The organism is Mesorhizobium sp. M4B.F.Ca.ET.203.01.1.1 (genome assembly GCF_004791025.1).
Taxonomy (GTDB): domain Bacteria; phylum Pseudomonadota; class Alphaproteobacteria; order Rhizobiales; family Rhizobiaceae; genus Mesorhizobium; species Mesorhizobium abyssinicae.
The window spans coordinates 324,801-341,950 of the sequence record NZ_SRUO01000002.1 but is presented as its reverse complement, the minus strand read 5'-3'; the positions used below and the strand labels follow the sequence as shown (position 1 = coordinate 341,950).

The following is a 17,150-nucleotide window of genomic DNA, read 5'->3' as shown; positions in this document are numbered from 1 at the left end:
TACGATGCAATGCGGATGAGCGATGAGGTCAACCAACTCGAGAGGCCCTATGTCGGCGGACGTGATGCAGATCCCAGAGCTTCTCGCAGACCTCGCGGTCAAGGACATCAAGGTCTGGGTAGAGGGCGGCCGGCTGCGGTGCAACGCGCCAGCTGGCGCACTGACTGCCGAGTCTTCCGACCAGTTGCGTGACCGGAAGGGCGAAATCATCGCGTTTCTGAACATGGCCACTGCGGCAGCCCGGCAACAGCCAGCAATCATTCCCCTGCAGTCTCGCGGAACACGCACGCCCATTTATGCCGTGCCCGGGCATATCGGGGCGCCCTTCTCATTCTCGGACCTGTCGAAGCACCTGGGTGGCGATCAACCGTTCTACGCACTCCAACCGTCTGGCTTCGACGGGCAGAGCGAACCGATGGAACGCGTCGAAGATATCGCCGAGTATTTCGCCCGCCAGATCGTCGCATATCAGCCCACCGGTCCGTACATCATCGCCGGCTACTGCTCCGGCGCCGCAACCGCTCTCGAGCTGGCGAAAATCCTGCATCAACGCGGAGCGGAGGTCCCGTGCATGGCGCTCTTTGGCCCCCTTCATCCCATCATCTTTAAGCAATTGCTGCATCAGCTGTATTTCTTTGCCAGTCGCACCGCCGATTCGTCCCTGCGAGAGATAGCAAAGCTGCCGACATTCGGCGCTCGTCTCCGGTATTTCGGCAGGCGTCTCCGGAACCTTGGCGGGCGCGTCGGCGCCCTAGTGCTCCCCGTCCGCAAAAGCAAAGAGCCTGTCACGTCAGATCCGGTGCTAGCGAGCAGAGCTCGACTCAAATCCACGGCGATCACGGCTTTGCGGCGGTACATCCCCACCCCGTATTCGGGTCGAGTATGCATATTCCTTCCAAACAAGGCCTGGATGCGATCGGGTGCGGCACCGCGCCAATGGCTTCGAGTGATGCCCCAAGCCGAGTTTTATTTCGGGCCCGACGACTGCAACGATAGCCATATGCTGGAGGAGCCGGACGCATCTGCCATCGCAGAGCTTTATCGCAAGGCAACCCGAAAGGCTGAGCGATTGACGTGATTGATTTTTGATTTCTGCAATGGGGAGCGTATCTCATGAATGAAGTCCTACCTATCGCGGCGGAGGGCGTTGCGCGCCCCTTGTTGAAAGGTCCCGATCGTCGGGCGCTGGTTGTCGAGTACAACGCCACGGCAGCGCCTTACCCGTCGGACAGGACGATCATTGATCTCTTCCGCGACCAGGCGACGCGCAGTCCTGACGCTGAAGCGATCCGCTTCGGCGACGCAACGCTGACGTACCGGCAACTCGACGAACGATCTGACCAGATGGCCACGCATCTGAGCTCGATCGGCGTGGGACCGGGTCGGATTGCCGTTGTGTTCATGGAGCACTCCATTGAAGTCGTCGTCGCGATCTTAGGCGTCTTGAAGTCAGGCGCAGCCTATGTGCCGGTGGACGCGGCAACACCGAAGGGGCGTCTCGCGACAATCCTGAAGGACATTGCCGACGGGACCGACGGGCGGGCGCCGGTGGCGATCACTCAGACGCGCCTGCAGTCGGTCATTTCCCCGAACATTGCCGACATTTTCGTGCTCGACGCCGATTTCGGATCGATTTTGAATCAGCCGGACTCGGCCCGGCCGTCCGCGGCCACTCCGGACGGCGCCGCCTATATCATCTTCACCTCCGGCTCGACCGGCACGCCTAAGGGCGTCGTGATCGAGCACCGGAACCTGGTGAACTATATCTGGTGGGCCGCTCGGGTGTACAGTTCCGGTGAACGTCTCGCATGGCCCCTTTTCTCATCCCTGGCCTTCGACCTGACCGTCACAACGCTCTTCACGCCACTCATCACCGGCGGCCGAATCGTGGTCTATCTGGGTGATCCCGGAATCCAGAGCATGGTCGTGCTCAAGGTCATCGACGACAATGCCGTCGACATCATGAAGCTGACGCCGGCGCACCTCGCGATGGTCCGCGACCGCAATCTCGAGACCACAAGGCTGCGCAAGTTCATCGTGGGTGGCGAGGACTTCAAGACCGAATTGGCTCGCTCTATCACGAAGGCCATCCCCGGTCCTGTCGAGATCTACAACGAGTACGGACCAACCGAAGCCACTGTGGGCTGCATGATCCACCGTTTCGACATCGACCGGGATCATTCCGCATCGGTGCCGATCGGCGTCCCGGCCGCCAATGCAGGCATCTATGTCCTCGACAACGCACATCAGCCCACCGCCTCCGGCATTATCGGCGAGATGTTCATCGCCGGCGACGGTCTCGCAAGAGGTTATTTCAATCGCCCCGACCTCACCGACGCACGTTTCCTCACGGTCGCCGATCCCCAAGATGGGTTTTCGAGGCTGCGGCTGTACAAGACGGGCGATCTCGCCCGCTGGAATTCGGAAGGGCGCCTGGACTTTCTCGGCCGCGCCGATCATCAGGTGAAGGTTGGTGGCGCGCGTGTCGAACTGGGCGAGATTGAAGCTCGTCTTCTGAAGCACCCGCACGTCCAGGAATGCGCTGTCGCTGCCATCGCCGCCACGGTGGTGACACCAGCGACAGACGGCATCGCACGGCTTGTGGCCTACTATGTATCGTCGAAACCCCTGACGGTGGCGGAGCTGCGCGCCCACCTCGCCGAGCAACTCCTGGAGTCCATGATTCCGACGCACTATGTTCGCCTCGAACGGATGCCGCTCACATCCAACGGCAAGATCGACCGCTCGGCGCTTCCCGAGCCGACGGCGAAAAACATCCAGCCTGCACAAGATTTCGCTGCCCCCTCGACGGAGACCGAAAAGAGGCTGGCCGCGCTGTGGTGCGATCTTCTGAAGGTCGAGTCGATCGGCCGTGACGACAACTTCTTCGGCCTGGGCGTGCACTCGCTCCTGGTGATGCGGGCGGTGGCGCGCATGCGAGAGACCTTCGGCGTCGACGTGCAGCTTCGCAACCTCTTCGAGCGCCCGACCGTGACCGGACTGGCGGAAGTGATCGACGGAATGCATTGGGTGGCCGAGTCGAGAGCCCCTTTAGTCTCGGAAGGACCGAGAGAGGAAATCGAATTCTAGCTTGCCGCAAGGCCTCCGAATGGCTGGGGGACCAATCCCACGGAAGTTCTTGCGCTGGCATGGCAGAGCGGATGAAGACGATGGACAAAGGATGGGAACCGGGGCGCGGGCCGGGCCTGCCTTGGGCGGCGGGGGAGTACGAACTCTTACGTGACCAGGTGCGCCGGTTCGTCGAGGAGGAGATCAAACCCGTTGCAGATCGCTGGGAGGAAGACGGGTTCATTCCCCGTCCGATCCTGCGACGCATGGGCGAACTCGGCTTCCTCGGCATCCGCTACCCGGCCGAGTACGGTGGTGCGGAGATGGACGCGGTCGCATCGACGATCTTCGCCGAGGAACTCGGGCGCTCGACCTATGGCGGCTTCGCCGACGCGACACTGGTCCATACCGACATGGCTTCCGTGCATGTCTTTCGCGATGGGACCAAAGCCCAGCGGACCCGCTGGATGCCAGGCATTGTCAGCGGCGAGGTGATCACCGCGCTCGCCATCACTGAGCCAGATGCGGGCTCGGATGTGAAGGAAATCCGCACGCGTGCCCGCCGAGAGGGGGACTTTTACGTCCTCGACGGCACGAAGCTCTACATCACGAACGGCGTCCACGCGGATCTCTACTGCGTCGCCGCCAAGACCGATCCCTCGGCGGGAATGCACGGGATCACGATGTTCCTCGTCGAGAAGGGCACGCCTGGCTTTAGCGTTGCCCGCGAGATGGACAAGCACGGCTGGCGCTCATCCGACACTGCCGAGCTCGTCTTCGACGGTTGCCTTGTCCCCGCCGAGAACGTGCTTGGCGCGGAGGGACAGGGCTTCTACTCCATCATCAGCAACCTCCAGAACGAGCGCCTTGTCCTCGGCGGCATGGCGATAGGCGCGGCCGATGCGGCGATCGATATGACCCTCGCCTGGGTAAAAGCGCGCCGCGCATTCGGGGGCGTGCTATGGGACATGCAGGCGATCCGTGAACGCCTCGCGATGCTGTCTGCGAAAGTAGAGGCGAGCCGCCAGTTTCTCTATGCCACCGCTTGGCGCATGGCGGCGGACGAAGATTGCCTGCGCGAGGTCTCGATGGTGAAGGCCATCTGCGGCGAACTCGTCAACGAGGTCATGTACACCTGCGTGCAGTTCCACGGCGCCATGGGCCTCATGCGCGAGAGCCCGATCGAGCGCATGGCGCGTGACGCCCGCGCCATATCCATCAGCGGCGGCGCCACGGAGGTAATGCTGGAGGTGGTCGCATCGTTGTCGTGAGCCCAATGCGGCAGTGAGGACATCGCTCCCTGGCGTTGATTGTAAGATGGCCGCGTTAAGGGCTCTTCGGAACGGCGGGTAGGGTTGGCTGATGGGGTCTTTCGGCTGTTCTTTTTTCCCCCACCCGCACTCAGGCGGCGCTGGAGGAAAGGATAAGCGGTCATTGTCATGAGCGCCTGTCGATGCAGGCCCCGCCAGGAGCGGACTACGACGTCACGCCTGGGGCGCCGATCCGGCGCCCACCGACGGCTTGCGGCCGCTGCGCCGGCCCGTCTCGCTGCTCGCCTCTTAGTTTCCTGCTCCGTTCTATCGTGCGGTGCGTAACGCTCACTTTCGTGTCGTCACCCCACAATGCTGTCAGTTCATGCTCAGGCGGTAGACCTGAACGTCGGTCACCTCCAGTTCGAGCGTTGCCGGGGTCGAACTGTCGTAGGCCGTGTGCCAGCCAGACGCGCTGCTGTTGGCAATACTCAGACTGATGAGCAGGGTCATGGCACCGGTCGGCACGTTCGTAGTGACGGTTCGCTTGAGCACACCATCGAAAAAGAACTTGATCGACACGCCCGGTTTGTACTCCATGCCCCAGACGTGGTAGTCGGCCGACAGGTCCACACCAGCATCGAAGAACCGCTGCTCGTTGGTGGCAGCCAACAAAGCGTTTGCCAGCACTCGGTTGGCCGACTTTGCCAGCACTCCGTTGGCCGACCCGGAGCCGTGGAGGAACCCGCCCTCCTGCGTGTCGATCTCGGCCCCGCCCTCGAGATGCCAGAAGCCTGGCCATCCGCCAGTGCTGACGTCCGGTTGCTTCATGCGTATCTGGGCGTAGCCACCGGCAAACGAAAACTTGCCGTGCGTGCAGATAGCGCCGGACTTCCACGCGTACCCGGCGAACCGGTTGCTTCTCGTCGCAACGATCTTCAAGCCTGATGGGCCAGTGCTGATCTGAGCCGGGTCGAAGTACTCGGCGTCGAACCCACCAGCGTTCATCGCGGAGTACGGCGATGGCACGCTCTGCTGCCAGATACCGTTCTGGTCCGCGATCGCCGGTATCCACTTCGTGGAGTCGAGCGAATGCCCGGCGAAGGTGTCCTCGAATATCAGCTGACTGGTAGTGTACCCAGTTGGCGGTGGCAGCGACGACCCACCGCCTCCACCACTGGTGTCGCACGAGACGATCATGAGCGTTGTGACAGAAATGTACTTCGATATACTCTTCATATTGCCCTCTCGTAACGAGGGCTTGACCAAGATGCGATTGCAATGGTCGCCACCGCTCATCGATGTCACAGCCAATCTTAAAGCGAAACGACAAGGACTGGATAGTCGACAATGAGAGGATACCCCGACTATATTGCGGCGCGGCAGGTGGGCCTCGATGCGACCATAGGGCACGAGGTTATAGAGGTATCAGTCGCTTTAACGCTACTGCCCTACCCTCTTGGTCTTCGCCGCGCATTATCCGACCGCTGCAACGCCTTCGCCTCATCCCATGTCGCACGGCACATCCAAGCGTCGCACTCCTCATCCGCGGTGTGATCACGGCATAGCCTTGGGATGAAACGGCTCGTTCGGCGCCGTTGTGAGGAAGCCATAAACGTAGCGGTCCGTCCGTCGGTCGCCGTTGAATGTCGCCACATGCCTCATTTGCGGGCGAACCAGACCGCGTTTTTTTGGTCACTGGGCTCCGCTCGGAAGCGCACTCAGCGAAGCTGTTCGCCGGGACCAAGCAATGGTTTTCCGAGCTGTGCCACGCCAGCCGGTGATGGGAGGAAATGCTCCTGATGATGTTTGTAGTTGGGAAACCTCCTGCTTGTGGCGGTGGCGGCATTATCCAGCCAGGTGGTCTTGGGGCGGCGTGTCGATGCTGATCCTCGAGTGGTACCTCTTTATCCCCGCGATCAGACCTTGATCGAGTGATAAAGTTTGCAGAACTGAACGATGATCGTTGCGATGCCGCCGTCCGAGCGGGCCCCCTCTCTCCGAGCGGGCCCCTCGACAAGCCACAGCCAACAAATCCTGCATCGGTGTCATTGGATGGTTCCTGAATGCTCATAGCTTTACTAAGAGATTCGGCTATCAAGCTGTATGTGCTGACCGCCAAGCTCGGCCTGCAGGGTCTTCCGATTTTCCACCGCGCCTATCTTGCGCTTTATCCCCTCTACAAAAGGTATTTTGAAGCAGGCCCGATCGATCAGCTCAGGGAATTCGTGCCAGGCGGATCGCTGGTCATCGATGTCGGCGCCAATGTCGGCTTCTTCACGCTCCGTTTTGCTGAATGGGTCGGCGATGGCGGAAAAGTGATCGCCATCGAGCCGGAGGATCAGAATTACAGCGGCCTGATTTCCGCGCTCGAGCGCGCGGGTTTCCTTGGCCGCGTTGAGGCGCTGAGGGTGGTCGCCGCCGCTGAGCCCGGCACGACCTTTCTCGAAATCAACCCGCTTTACCCGTCCGACCACAAGCTTTCCCGGAACGGCACCGGCGTGCCGGTCACCGCCGTGACGCTCGACGGGCTGCTCGCGGACAAGGGACCCCGGCGCCCGGCGCTCGTGAAAATCGATGTGCAGGGCGCCGAACTGCTGGCGCTTCAGGGCATGATCGAGATCCTGAGGTTCGCCCGGCCGGCCCTGTTCGTCGAACTTTCCGACCAGGGATTGAACAAGTTCGGGGCGTCGGTTTTGGTAGTCCTGCGCCTCTTGTCGGATAACGGATACGAGGCATACTGGCTGACCCGGACCGGGCGCCGAAAGGCAAGCCAATCCGAGATTGAGGCCAGAACAACCGGTACCAAATCTGCCGATGTGCTGTTTCTTCCCCTTCATCGTACTTCTGAGTGACGGAGGAATCGCGCATCAGCGTCCGAGAATTTCATCGCGACTTCCATGGCCGCCTCGGCAGCGCCTTGGCATAGAAATCCTCAAGCGCGGCGCGCACCGACTTGACGCCATCCAGCATCACATCGAGCTGCTTGCGGACCGCAGCCCTTCGCGCCGGCAGCGTCATGACATCACTTTCGGCAATTGAGGCTTCGGCCGCGGCGCTCAGGCTTGCGCGTTCGAGCATCTCAAGCGGGTCCTGACAACGCGATCCCGTCTTTCAAGTCTGGAGCGGCGACGGGGGCGACTCTTCGTGCACGGGGCCTGCGGCAGAATCAAATTTTATTGCGAAGGCCAAAGTCAGGGCCGCGCACACGCCCTCGATGCTGGTGGCGAGCGTCCAGCCCAGGACTAGGCCTTCAAGTCCACCGAGCCTCGCTCCAGCTATCACCAAGCCCAGCTCCAGCAATCCGCCAAGCGCGAACCAGCGAGATGCCTTGCGCATCCTGTCGCCCAACCGCGCCAGCGTGCAGGCATGAAATTTAAGCGTTGTTCCCAGCAGGCTGAAGCCAAGGAAGCGCAGGCTCGAACCGGCGATCTCAGCATAGGCCGGATTGAAGACCGCAAGGATCTTCTGTGAATAGGTGAAGATGAAAACGGCGCAGACCAGCGAAAAGAGCAATGACGCCATCACCGATAGAAGGATGTCGTGTCTGGATTGTTTCGGGCTCGCTCTCACCACGGGGAACAGGACCGTGGCCATGGCCGCGGGAATCAACGAGGCGATGGTGACCAGCATCCATAGGGATACGAAAGCGGCATTGATGGCCGGAGACAGGAGAACGAGCACGACGTAGGGCATGATGATGCCGGGAGCCTGCAAGGCCACGTCGAGCACGTAGTGGTCGAAGACCTTGCCCCGCAGCGTGCGGAGCAGCTGGAAATCGGGAGGCCCAACGAGGCGACGCGCACCGCCCCGGGTCAACAGGTCCACGCCGATGATGGACGCCAGAAGTCCGGCCACCCAGCTCAGAATAAGCGCGGTATGGGAGGTGTAGCCGCCAATCGCGGCGGTGGCGATGAACATCAGCTTCAACGTGCAGAAAAGCACTTGCCGGATCATCCTGCCGGTGGCGCGCAGGTTGCCCAGGAACGCCTGGTCGGCCAAGATGGCGAAAACGGTCAGACCGCAGCCGAGGACGAACGCAACGCCCACGAACCAGCCGCCGATCAGCTCGGTAGAGCTGCTGAAATACGCGTGCCCGAAGACGAACAAGAAGGCCAGCCCGACCCCCAGCGCCAGCCCGAAGCACAGTGCTGCGGCCACCAGGCCGCGCTCCCTGCCGGGATTCCGGACGATCTCGCCCACCAGCATCGTTCCGAGCCCCGCCTCCCCCAGCGTGCCGATAAGTCCCATCACGGACAGTAGAGCAGAGGTGTTGCCGATCACCTCCGGTGGAAACAGCCGCGCCGCGAGCCACCAATAGACGAATCCGAGACCGGCCGCTGCAACCGTTCCGGTTGCCATGGCGCCGGAATTCATCACGAACGCGGCGCTCTTTCGAAGCTCTCGGCGCACGCGAGCAATGGCCGCCCCGGATTGGTCTACCGACATCATTGCTATCCCGAACCTTGCTGTGCCGGCACCGCGGACCTTCCGGGGGCTGGGCGCAGGACGTCCCGGTACACCTGCTCGATACGGGTCACGACCGCTCCGGCCTTGAGGCGCTCGATCCTGGCGAGGCCTGTCGCCTCCAGGCGGGCGAGCAAGGCGCGGTCATCGAGAAGTGTCTGCATCGCGCTGGCGAGGGCGTGCGCGTCGCCGCTCGGCACGAGAAGGCCTGTTTCGCCATGATTGACGATATCCGGCATGCCGCCGATGTCGGTTGCAACAACTGCCTTTCCGGACGCCATCGCTTCCATGATCACTGTCGCGCAGGCTTCTGGCCCCACCGACGGCAGCACGCCGAACAGTGAGCGCCGCCATGCATGCATGATGGCGGAATGCGGCCACATGTTGAATATTCGAACGTTCGGCGGAAATTCGGTTGGCGTATCGGCGACCCGGCGCCCGACCAGCACCAGTTGCGGCGCCCGCTTCAGGCTGGCATAGGCTTGCAGGAGAACTTCAATGCCCTTGAGGCGTGTCAGGTCGCCGACGAACAGGATGAATCCATCCTCGGGAAGCCCCTGCAGGCAGGCATCTTCCGGGCCGAGCACTTCGACATCGTCGGGCACGAAGTTGGGGATGACGTCGTAGGGGGCGCGGCCTTGGGTGAGTCCGGTGTGACCGGCGACCGCGTGGCTCACCGCGATGAAGCGGTCCACCACGCGCCGAGCGGCAAAGCTCGTCGCCCAGTTACCCAAGGTGGTCGCGGTTGCCTTCACCGCTCCGTAATGCCGTGTGGCACAGGGCAGGCACTTTGCCGTCGCCGGGCCGCTGCAGAGTTGGGCGCCCAAGTGCATGAAATTCTTTTTGGCGCAGACAAGGCCGTAATCGTGGAGCGTAACCACGAGGCGTGCCCCGCTCAGACCTTTGAGCGGCAGGAAGGACGCGTAGATCCAGTTATGGGCGTGAACGATGTCCGGCTGCTCCCGGGCGACCAGCCGCTGCAGGGCAAGCACCAGATGGGGATCCGGGAAGGGCGGTGCGTGGCGGCGATCGGGATCGGCGTGGAGGCCCGACAGACGCTGGAGCGTGCCGCGCAGGCGATGGACGCGTACCTCGCCGTCCAGTTCGGTTTCGGGCGATCCAGGATGCATCAAGGTCCCGACGCTGACCTGATGGCCCCGCCGCGCCAGCGCTGCGCCCAGATTGCGGACGTGCCGCTCCTCTCCGCCGATCACCGGAGGATAGAACTGCGATAGCAGCAGGATGCGCATGATCGAGCCTCGTTTCAGATGCGCGGCACCAGCGTCGAAACGCTGCGATAGAGTCGGTTGTCCCCCGGTCGATAGAGCCGGGCTTCGGCGGTCTGGCGAGTCGCCAGGGCCGGCACCGGGACTTCTCGCGTCCAGGTGTCGCCCGGCGCGATGGCGATCGATCGGAGAACCGCCAACGGTTGCCCATCAAGAGTGATTTCGACGTCGAAGTTTTGAGGTTGTGTCTCGGCGCTCCTGATGCCGACGGTGATCCGGCCGGACTCGCCACTGATCGACGGCAACAACCAGAACTCGGTGTATTTGAATTCCCGGTAGGCCGCTTCGTCGCTGACGGCCAGCGCATAGGCTCCGGTTGCCACAAACATTGCCAACAGGATCGCGGCCCCCTGCCAAAGCCGGAACCGCGTGCGAGCCGGCCAAGCTGGCAGGTCGGGAGTGTCGCGGCGGATGGCGGCCACCAGTGCCGCGGCGGCTGTCACGGCCCAGAACCACGCCGCCCAGCCGAGCGGCGTAAGGTAGTCTGCGGCGTTGAGGGCAAACCCCCCGGCGATGCCGGCGGCGAAGCTTGCCCCGACCGCGTAAGCGAGGTGTTGCAACACTGAGGTGGTCCGGACGCCAATGGCCCGCAGAATCGAGTGGCCCGAGACGAGGAACACCATGGGCGCGCCCAGGAGGGTACGCAGGAACACATTGTCGCTGAGCGCTACGGCCGCCACCGTCGCTGCTGCCCACAGAAAGGCGACCCAAAGGTCCCGCTTGCTAGGGATTCCCATGCAATCCCCTCACGTCATAGATCATGATCCAGCCGTTGTCGTAGATGCGGGCGACGCCCTGGATATGATTGAACTTGAGCAGCGCTGCACCCGAGAGCGGCTTTTCCTGGTGCCGTTGCCACGGCTGAAAGTTAGAGCCGAGCACCGGCGGAGCCGTGGTCAGGCGCAGGTCCACCAGCAGGAAATCGATGTCGCTCCCCGCCAAGGCCCAAAACTCGTCGGCCCCCAAATTCTCGGCCTCGAATATGCGCGCGGCATCGACGCCCGTTTTGATCCTGACCCTGACGTCCTGCCGGCCGTAGGCCGCAAGGAGAAGGCGGTTGATGCGGTCGGATGTGAAGCGGTTGCCGGCACCGAGCCATTCCCTAACCCAGCGTGCCGTTTCGATCCCCATGGGCTCGATTGATTCCTGATCTGCCGCCACCCTGTAGCGCCCATGGATCGGATTGATCGCAGCGCTTGCGACGCCGCCCAGGACGATAACCGCTACAGCGAGGGCCGGCGCGATGCGGCGCCACCCGCGCGGTGTGCGGCCTTGCCAGAAGTGGACAATGCTCACCGCGACGACCAGCCCGACGCCGATGAACACGAACGTTGCCATGCGGTTGCCGATTTCCCATCCGGCGGAGGTCAGTCGGAAGGCGACTGAGACGGGGAGCCCGAAGGCCAGCAAGGTGAGGAGCACGAGCCGACTGTCGCGCCAGCGGCGTTGGAAAATCTCCTGAATCGGACGCCAATCCGACCGCCCACCACTCGGAGCCGCCATGGCCAACGACCGGAAGAAGCCCGTTGCCAGGCCGAGTGCCAACAGCAGGAGTGCCGTCAAGGTAGTCAGCCGCAAGTAGAGGGCCTTATCCGGCGCTCCGAGGTGTTCCGACATTGGGCTGGCCGCGCCCAGGATCTTCGCGAGCAATGCGTTGAGGCCGGCCCCGATAACCGGGCCGAGATAGGCTGCGAGAGGGATGCCACGCCACTGCATCCACAGGAACGGCAGAGCGATGGCCAGGATCGCCGTGAAGCTCACGACGATCCTGGCCTCGAACCGCAGGGGGTCGTGCCGGCGCAAAGCCTCGAGGCCCGCCAGCGCTCCAAAATAGATGGCGGCGAAGGCGGCCGAGAGGTGATGCGTGACCGCGAGGCTTGCCAACAGCAAGCCAACCAGCCCGAGCGACTTCAGCCTCGATAGCCCGACGAGATTATTAGGGGCTGCTTCGACCGCAAACGTCAGCACGCAAAGCACGATGCCGAGGCTCTGGTAGGAGAAACTTGAGTCGAACAGGAAGAAGGTTGAGCAGCCCATATAGACCAGACAGGCGATTGCCGAGATACGCGGCGATCCGGTGATGCTTTCGAGGAACAGAAACAGGGCACCGATGAACGTGCCCTTGAGGATGACAAGCAAGAGCGTCCCCGCCACAACCAAGGACAGTCCCGTCAGATCGACGATCGCCGTCGTCAGGATCTCCAGGGCGGGATACGTTGGCCCAATCGGGAAAAGCGGATTGGACAGGAACAGACGGCGGGCCGTGATCAGATCCTGGGTTGCGATCCAGTGCAGGTACTCGTCGTAACCGCTGAAGCTCGTCGGGGAATAGACCTTCTTGCAGTAGAACAAGGCTTCGCTAAGCAGGAACAGGAGGCACAGACGCTCCCCCCGGGCTGTCGTCGGCCAGGCGATGCGGAGGCTGGTCGGAACGACCAGGAGGATGACACCGGAGCAGAAGAGCAGCGGCGCCATCTCATAACCCCGGCGCCCGGCTCCGTGCCCGGCCACGACCAGGAGCAGAGCCGTGGCGACCGTCAGGCCCAGAATCGCGATCCATCCGCAGCTAGCCCGTTGCGGCGGGGCATCGGCGCTGCCGCCGCGAAGGTCGGGACCGATAATGGCCGAGATGAACCGTATCCCGGCCTTGAGCGGGCTAATCCTGGTTCCCGCGGTGAAATGAGCCGCCATCATCAGCATCATGCCATCGTCGCGGGAGGCCACGATGTCACGCGTCCGGGTGGCAAGCGGACCGTGGATCGGCTGCTCAGCACATCACGATAGACGTCGCTCAGCGCTTGCGCGCAGGCATCCCAGTCGGGCAGCGCCAAATCCGGGACCTCCCGATGGGCCTCCAGTTCCTCGGCCATGGCGACGGCCAGCTCCGCCGGACCGGCGTTGCACGCAATCGCCCGGCACAGGCCATTGGCGGCCAGTTCCCGCAGACCGGACGTGTCGGTGACGAGGACCGGACGGCGCAGCGACAGGGCTTCCATCACGGCGACCGGGTGGGCTTCGTATTCGCTGAACAGCACGAATAGCCCGGCACTTGCCAGGAGGTCTGCCATTCTCTGCCGCTGTGACCCGGGAATACCCGCAATCGTGACCCGCTTCTCGAGGCCGAGCGTCCCGACAAAGCGCCGCAATTCTCCCTCGTACGGGCCTGTACCGACGATGTGCAGTCGCACGTCCGGTAACCGGCGGATCAGTTCGGGCAAGGCCGCGATCGCCCGGTGATGGCCCTTGTAGCGCTCCAGCCTGCCGCCCGAGACGATCAGGTGCGGATCGACCTTGACGCCTGGGCTCGGAGCCGGCATTGCGGCGCCGTTCGGGATGACGACAAACCGCTCCCGCGGCACGCCCATCCTCCCGCTGAAGAAGTCGGCTTCGAATTCGGAGACGCCGATCAGGCGCGCCGCCCGGGCGACCAGCGGCCGGAGCAGCATGTGCTGGGTGCTGCGCACTGCGTTGCGCAACCGGGAGGAATGCCCGCCGCTGTGGAAGGTCAGGACGAACGGCACGTGCCCGCGGACGGCCGCGAGCAGTCCGATCGGCACCACGAAAGAACTGTAGCCCTGGAAGTGGATCAGATCCCAAGTCCCGCGCCGGATCGCTGTGTAAATGCCCGGCGCCACATAGAGATCCAGCTCCCTTGGCCAGGCCGGTACGCGCTGCACATGCATGCCGCGCACCTCCTCCTCGACTGGCAGCTCCCCCGAGGGATCGGTCGTGAGCACGTCGACCGCGTGGCCACGCGCCACCAAGCGGGGACCGACCTCCTGGATGTGAGTTTCGGTTCCGCCCATAAAGGGGTAGCAGCGAGCGGCAACCATCAAGATTCGCATCAGGCTTACCCGCCCTCAGCACGGGCTGTCGCGCCCCGCTGTTGGTGCACCCTCTCACGCAGGATGGTCTTGAGGACGCGCCAGCCGTCCGGGAGGGCGCGCAGATGGCTCACACCGCTGATGCGCGGAGCCTCGAAACTCGGCACCTCGACGATGTTGAGATGGCTCTTCAAGGCCCGTACGTTGATGAGGGTCTCTATCTCGAACCCATCGCAGTCGCAATTCAGCGTGCCGAGGTGCTTGGTCCAGAAGGCTATGTATCCGTAGCATAGATCGGAGAACCAACCGCCATAGAGCAACCGCACGAACAGGGTCAGCCCCCTGTTGCCGAACATCCGGAATAGCGACATGTCGTCGGTGCCGGCGCCCTGGATAAACCGTGAACCCTTAACGAGATCTGCGCCAGCCATCAGCGCACTGACAAAGACGATCGCCTCCTCCGGGACCATGGAGCCGTCGGCGTCCAGCATGATGATGATCTCACCTGTGGCGGCCCGGAATCCCGCTTGCAATGCAGCGCCCTTGCCCCGCCGGGGCTCCATGACGACCTTCACGTCCTCGCGCAGGCGGCGCGCGACCGCGACCGTGTCGTCAGTCGAACGACCGTCCACGATAATGACCTCATGCGCCCAGTTGGGGATGCGCGGCAGAAGCCAGGGGAGGTTCTCGGCTTCATTGAGCGTCGGGACGATGAAGCTCACCCGAGGCAGTGCCAGTGCCGGCTGAAGGGCAAAATCAATCGGGTCGGCCGGCGATACGGCACCGACGTGGGCGAGATTGCTGGCGAGGCGCTCATTCATGGCAGTGCTGCGAGGTCGAGGACGGGACCCAGAGGGCGCGCTGGAAGCGCGCCACACCACGCGCAGGCAAGTGCGCGGCCAGCGACAAGCCGCAGGGGCCATCTCCAATGAGCGCCACATACACGGATGTGTTTGATCCAACCATATGCGGACTCCCCGGCCACAACGAATATGAAGATGAGCTGAAAGAAGATTGGTGCGCCTATTGGAGCGCTTGTGGCCCCCTAAAGCTTTGGTTGCTGTACGAGCATACGAGCATTACCGGCGAAGATCTGAAATGGAAGGACGATGGATGGTTAGAAAGAGACAATAGATGATTAGCTCTTTTGGGCTATCCCATGCGCTCGACCGCTTTTGCAGCGGGTGGCTAATCCGGACGTGAGACCGGCAGGGAAACGAGTTGCCCATACGGCTCCGAGATTCCGCGCGCTCCGGAGACCGGCGCGTTCGGTACCAGCACTCGATAAGCGGTCGTGACCTCTCGCAACCCCCGGACATGTCCGAACAGGTCGATCACCTCCAAGCCGGACCGGCGGTTGTAGGTGTGACACCCGAAGGCTCCGGACCAAATGCGACCGACCGGGGTCTGGGCAAATTCCGACGCGCCGAGCGCATCGATCTGACAGAATGTCACCGCGCCGCCATAGCCGCGCGCGCAGTCTTGGACTGGGCGCATCGCGCGTCCGCCGTGTCGGATTACGGCGCCGGCGGGGCGGCTGAGCCCGGCATCGATCACAATGGGATTGGCAGCATGGGGCGTCCAAGACCCGGCCAGGCTCTCGGCATGGTAGAGGCTGAGAGTATCCCAGGCGGTGGACCTCCACAGCCTTGGGCTGACGAAAAACCAAAAACCCCCTTCGTGGCAGAGCGGCGTGGTATCGTAGCCCTCAATGCCTTCCATGAGGCAGGCCTCCCGTGTCCACCGGTAGGGAAATTCCACTGCCCTGTAGAGGCTGACATTCCTGGCCGCCCCCGATTCAGGGATCATCCAGATCTGACCATCCTGCTCGAACACGAACGGGTACGAGAGGTGATGCGGTTCCTCCACAACGATCCGGGGGGCGCCGGCTGTCCCATCCCGGTTCACTGCCACGACCGCAATGCACCCCCGGTTCCTCGAGTAGAGGAACTGCTCAACAAAGATGAAAGCCTGCCCCTGGTGCCGGAACGGGAACGGGTCGGCAAGGTAGCTGTCGGCATTTCCCGTGAGCACCCGAAAGCCTGCTTCGCCTTTGTCGAGCAGGCTCGCCGACTCATCGAAGCGCCAGCCGATCCCCCACATCCTACCGCCCCTCGCCAGAATGTCCAAAGCCCCGATCGCCTTCGATGCAACCGTGCCGGTCGCCCTTGCCAGAGCCGAAAGCGCGCCAAATGAAGGTACTGCCTTCCGTGGACCGGAGATACCGTGCGTAGTTGAACCGGTTTCCTCGCGCAGGGCTTTGAGGATTAGTGGCACAGCGCAGGAAAGGGCGCTGTCGAGCCTCATTGCCAGCACTTCATGGTCCGCGCTGGCCAGGCGCGCCGTCCACGGCCACAACGGGCGAGCCGTGTCGTGCAGCTCGACGACAAGATCCTGATTGTTCACCCAGGCCGCCATGACTCCGATCTCGCCGGGTGCGCCGTTGAATACCGGAGTGAGCACGCGCCGCGCCGCCGGGAGCGATCCCAGCCCGCTCACATCGATCACCACATCCACCCGGTCGGCCGGAGGCGGCGGCAGGCGCCGCAGCGCCGCGTCTACCGGGTCGACGGCGCTCTTCCCGCGAAGGCCATAGACCAGTCTTTCGAGTTCGAGGAGCAGACGGCAGACTAACGGCAGCGGCCGGCGGCCGGCCACCAAAGCGCAGGAGACTTCGTTGCCAGGCACTTCAGCAAGCGCTTCTGCCAGCCAGAGGTGCCATCGCAGTAGCCGGGACGGATCGAGATTGAGGCAGATACGCATTGTTGTTCTCGCAGCCGATTTCAAAAGGACGCCAGCTCACAACTCCACGATGACAAAGCAGCAGCGCGCCCCGCAGCGCGAGGATGGTTTCCACCCGCTGCGGTTTCGGACACTCGCCGAACATTTGATTTGGGAGATGGCTGACAGCACGGGTCCCCACTCGAGCGGCTGGAAGCGGCCAGGCACTACTATGCCCGATCGACGCTCGCCTGTGCGAGGTCAGAAGGGGTAGTCCTTCGGGGCGCTTGCGCTGTGCCTGCGACAGGAGTCACGTGGAGGGATGATTGTCGACCGGAAACGGACAAAATACGGACTGCGTAACGCGAGGTGGTTTGCGTCACGCCGGTGCGCCGCCAGACCCGCCGCGCACGCGGGCCCTGGTGATCTTCCGTGGCGAGAACCGCCCTCCGGGCAGGCCGGATCCAGTGCGTGAGGCCTGGCGTTTCAAACCAGGACCATCGCACCTTTATCCAAGAGTTTGGACAGACACT

Annotated in this window: 14 protein-coding genes and 1 pseudogene; 5 read left to right on the top strand and 10 right to left on the bottom strand. The window is 63.0% G+C overall.

Annotation, left to right across the window (positions count from 1 at the left end):
• The first annotated feature begins 49 nt into the window (after positions 1-49).
• The 3 genes from EN846_RS04955 (at position 50) to EN846_RS04945 (ending at position 4,340) form a co-directional block, all read left to right on the top strand.
• Positions 50-1,078 (top strand): thioesterase domain-containing protein, encoded by a 1,029-nt coding sequence (locus tag EN846_RS04955; RefSeq protein WP_245478335.1) that lies wholly within the window; start codon positions 50-52, stop codon positions 1,076-1,078.
• Between the two features lie 35 nt (positions 1,079-1,113).
• Positions 1,114-3,090 (top strand): non-ribosomal peptide synthetase, encoded by a 1,977-nt coding sequence (locus tag EN846_RS04950; protein ID WP_127310750.1) that lies wholly within the window; start codon positions 1,114-1,116, stop codon positions 3,088-3,090.
• A gap of 71 nt (positions 3,091-3,161) precedes the next feature.
• Positions 3,162-4,340, top strand: coding sequence for an acyl-CoA dehydrogenase family protein (locus EN846_RS04945; protein WP_127283938.1), 1,179 nt, complete (start codon positions 3,162-3,164; stop codon positions 4,338-4,340).
• A 68-nt stretch (positions 4,341-4,408) separates the two neighbouring features.
• On the opposite strand, the pseudogene EN846_RS35770 reads toward EN846_RS04945, so the two are convergent.
• Together EN846_RS35770 and EN846_RS04940 are read right to left on the bottom strand one after the other, a co-directional pair.
• Positions 4,409-4,543 (bottom strand): annotated as a pseudogene (locus EN846_RS35770) (IS701 family transposase); the annotation flags it as partial.
• Between the two features lie 154 nt (positions 4,544-4,697).
• On the bottom strand, positions 4,698-5,558 hold the full coding sequence (locus EN846_RS04940; protein WP_187331226.1) for a glycoside hydrolase family 16 protein: 861 nt from the start codon (positions 5,556-5,558) through the stop codon (positions 4,698-4,700).
• 827 nt (positions 5,559-6,385) lie between these two features.
• Here EN846_RS04940 and EN846_RS04930 point away from each other — a divergent pair.
• On the top strand, positions 6,386-7,174 hold the full coding sequence (locus tag EN846_RS04930; protein ID WP_127283936.1) for an FkbM family methyltransferase: 789 nt from the start codon (positions 6,386-6,388) through the stop codon (positions 7,172-7,174).
• A gap of 31 nt (positions 7,175-7,205) precedes the next feature.
• Here EN846_RS04930 and EN846_RS04925 read toward each other — a convergent pair whose 3' ends face one another.
• Genes EN846_RS04925 through EN846_RS04895 form a run of 7 tightly spaced genes read right to left on the bottom strand, consistent with a single transcriptional unit; the run spans position 7,206 to position 14,717 of the window.
• Positions 7,206-7,400, bottom strand: coding sequence for a hypothetical protein (locus EN846_RS04925; RefSeq protein ID WP_127311949.1), 195 nt, complete (start codon positions 7,398-7,400; stop codon positions 7,206-7,208).
• A 33-nt stretch (positions 7,401-7,433) separates the two neighbouring features.
• Positions 7,434-8,771, bottom strand: a complete 1,338-nt coding sequence (locus tag EN846_RS04920) for a hypothetical protein (protein WP_128346497.1) — start codon at positions 8,769-8,771, stop codon at positions 7,434-7,436.
• A gap of 2 nt (positions 8,772-8,773) precedes the next feature.
• Positions 8,774-10,036 (bottom strand): glycosyltransferase family 4 protein, encoded by a 1,263-nt coding sequence (locus EN846_RS04915; RefSeq protein ID WP_127309831.1) that lies wholly within the window; start codon positions 10,034-10,036, stop codon positions 8,774-8,776.
• Between the two features lie 14 nt (positions 10,037-10,050).
• Entirely contained in the window at positions 10,051-10,809 is a 759-nt protein-coding gene (locus EN846_RS04910; protein ID WP_128346496.1) for a hypothetical protein, read from the bottom strand.
• Positions 10,796-12,775 carry a hypothetical protein gene (locus EN846_RS04905; protein ID WP_127309829.1) on the bottom strand — a complete coding sequence of 660 codons (1,980 nt, stop codon included), beginning with the start codon at positions 12,773-12,775 and terminating at the stop codon, positions 10,796-10,798. The genes EN846_RS04910 and EN846_RS04905 overlap by 14 nt, the downstream gene beginning before the upstream one ends.
• Positions 12,772-13,917, bottom strand: a complete 1,146-nt coding sequence (locus EN846_RS04900; protein WP_127309828.1) for a glycosyltransferase family 4 protein — start codon at positions 13,915-13,917, stop codon at positions 12,772-12,774. Before EN846_RS04900 ends, EN846_RS04905 begins: the two co-directional genes overlap by 4 nt.
• Positions 13,918-13,922: 5 nt before the next feature.
• Complete coding sequence (locus tag EN846_RS04895) at positions 13,923-14,717, bottom strand: glycosyltransferase family 2 protein (RefSeq protein ID WP_127309827.1); 795 nt, start codon at positions 14,715-14,717, stop codon at positions 13,923-13,925.
• Positions 14,718-14,824: 107 nt separating this feature from the next.
• Here EN846_RS04895 and EN846_RS04890 point away from each other — a divergent pair, with 107 nt between their 5' ends.
• Positions 14,825-15,034, top strand: coding sequence for a hypothetical protein (locus EN846_RS04890; RefSeq protein ID WP_127309826.1), 210 nt, complete (start codon positions 14,825-14,827; stop codon positions 15,032-15,034).
• Between the two features lie 50 nt (positions 15,035-15,084).
• Here the strand turns inward: EN846_RS04890 and EN846_RS04885 are convergent, their stop codons facing one another.
• The gene (locus EN846_RS04885) at positions 15,085-16,659 is read right to left on the bottom strand and encodes a hypothetical protein (protein WP_127309825.1); all 1,575 of its coding nucleotides are present in this window, start codon (positions 16,657-16,659) and stop codon (positions 15,085-15,087) included.
• Positions 16,660-17,150 lie beyond the last annotated feature (491 nt).

Coding starts and splice junctions, on each gene's coding strand:
- EN846_RS04955 (WP_245478335.1), top strand. CDS start 50: ATGTCGGCGGACGTGATGCAGATCCCAGAGCTTCTCGCAGACCTCGCG.
- EN846_RS04950 (WP_127310750.1), top strand. CDS start 1,114: ATGAATGAAGTCCTACCTATCGCGGCGGAGGGCGTTGCGCGCCCCTTG.
- EN846_RS04945 (WP_127283938.1), top strand. CDS start 3,162: ATGAAGACGATGGACAAAGGATGGGAACCGGGGCGCGGGCCGGGCCTG.
- EN846_RS04940 (WP_187331226.1), bottom strand. CDS start 5,558: ATGAAGAGTATATCGAAGTACATTTCTGTCACAACGCTCATGATCGTC.
- EN846_RS04930 (WP_127283936.1), top strand. CDS start 6,386: ATGCTCATAGCTTTACTAAGAGATTCGGCTATCAAGCTGTATGTGCTG.
- EN846_RS04925 (WP_127311949.1), bottom strand. CDS start 7,400: ATGCTCGAACGCGCAAGCCTGAGCGCCGCGGCCGAAGCCTCAATTGCC.
- EN846_RS04920 (WP_128346497.1), bottom strand. CDS start 8,771: ATGATGTCGGTAGACCAATCCGGGGCGGCCATTGCTCGCGTGCGCCGA.
- EN846_RS04915 (WP_127309831.1), bottom strand. CDS start 10,036: ATGCGCATCCTGCTGCTATCGCAGTTCTATCCTCCGGTGATCGGCGGA.
- EN846_RS04910 (WP_128346496.1), bottom strand. CDS start 10,809: ATGGGAATCCCTAGCAAGCGGGACCTTTGGGTCGCCTTTCTGTGGGCA.
- EN846_RS04905 (WP_127309829.1), bottom strand. CDS start 12,775: ATGATGCTGATGATGGCGGCTCATTTCACCGCGGGAACCAGGATTAGC.
- EN846_RS04900 (WP_127309828.1), bottom strand. CDS start 13,917: ATGCGAATCTTGATGGTTGCCGCTCGCTGCTACCCCTTTATGGGCGGA.
- EN846_RS04895 (WP_127309827.1), bottom strand. CDS start 14,717: ATGAATGAGCGCCTCGCCAGCAATCTCGCCCACGTCGGTGCCGTATCG.
- EN846_RS04890 (WP_127309826.1), top strand. CDS start 14,825: ATGAGCGCCACATACACGGATGTGTTTGATCCAACCATATGCGGACTC.
- EN846_RS04885 (WP_127309825.1), bottom strand. CDS start 16,659: ATGCGTATCTGCCTCAATCTCGATCCGTCCCGGCTACTGCGATGGCAC.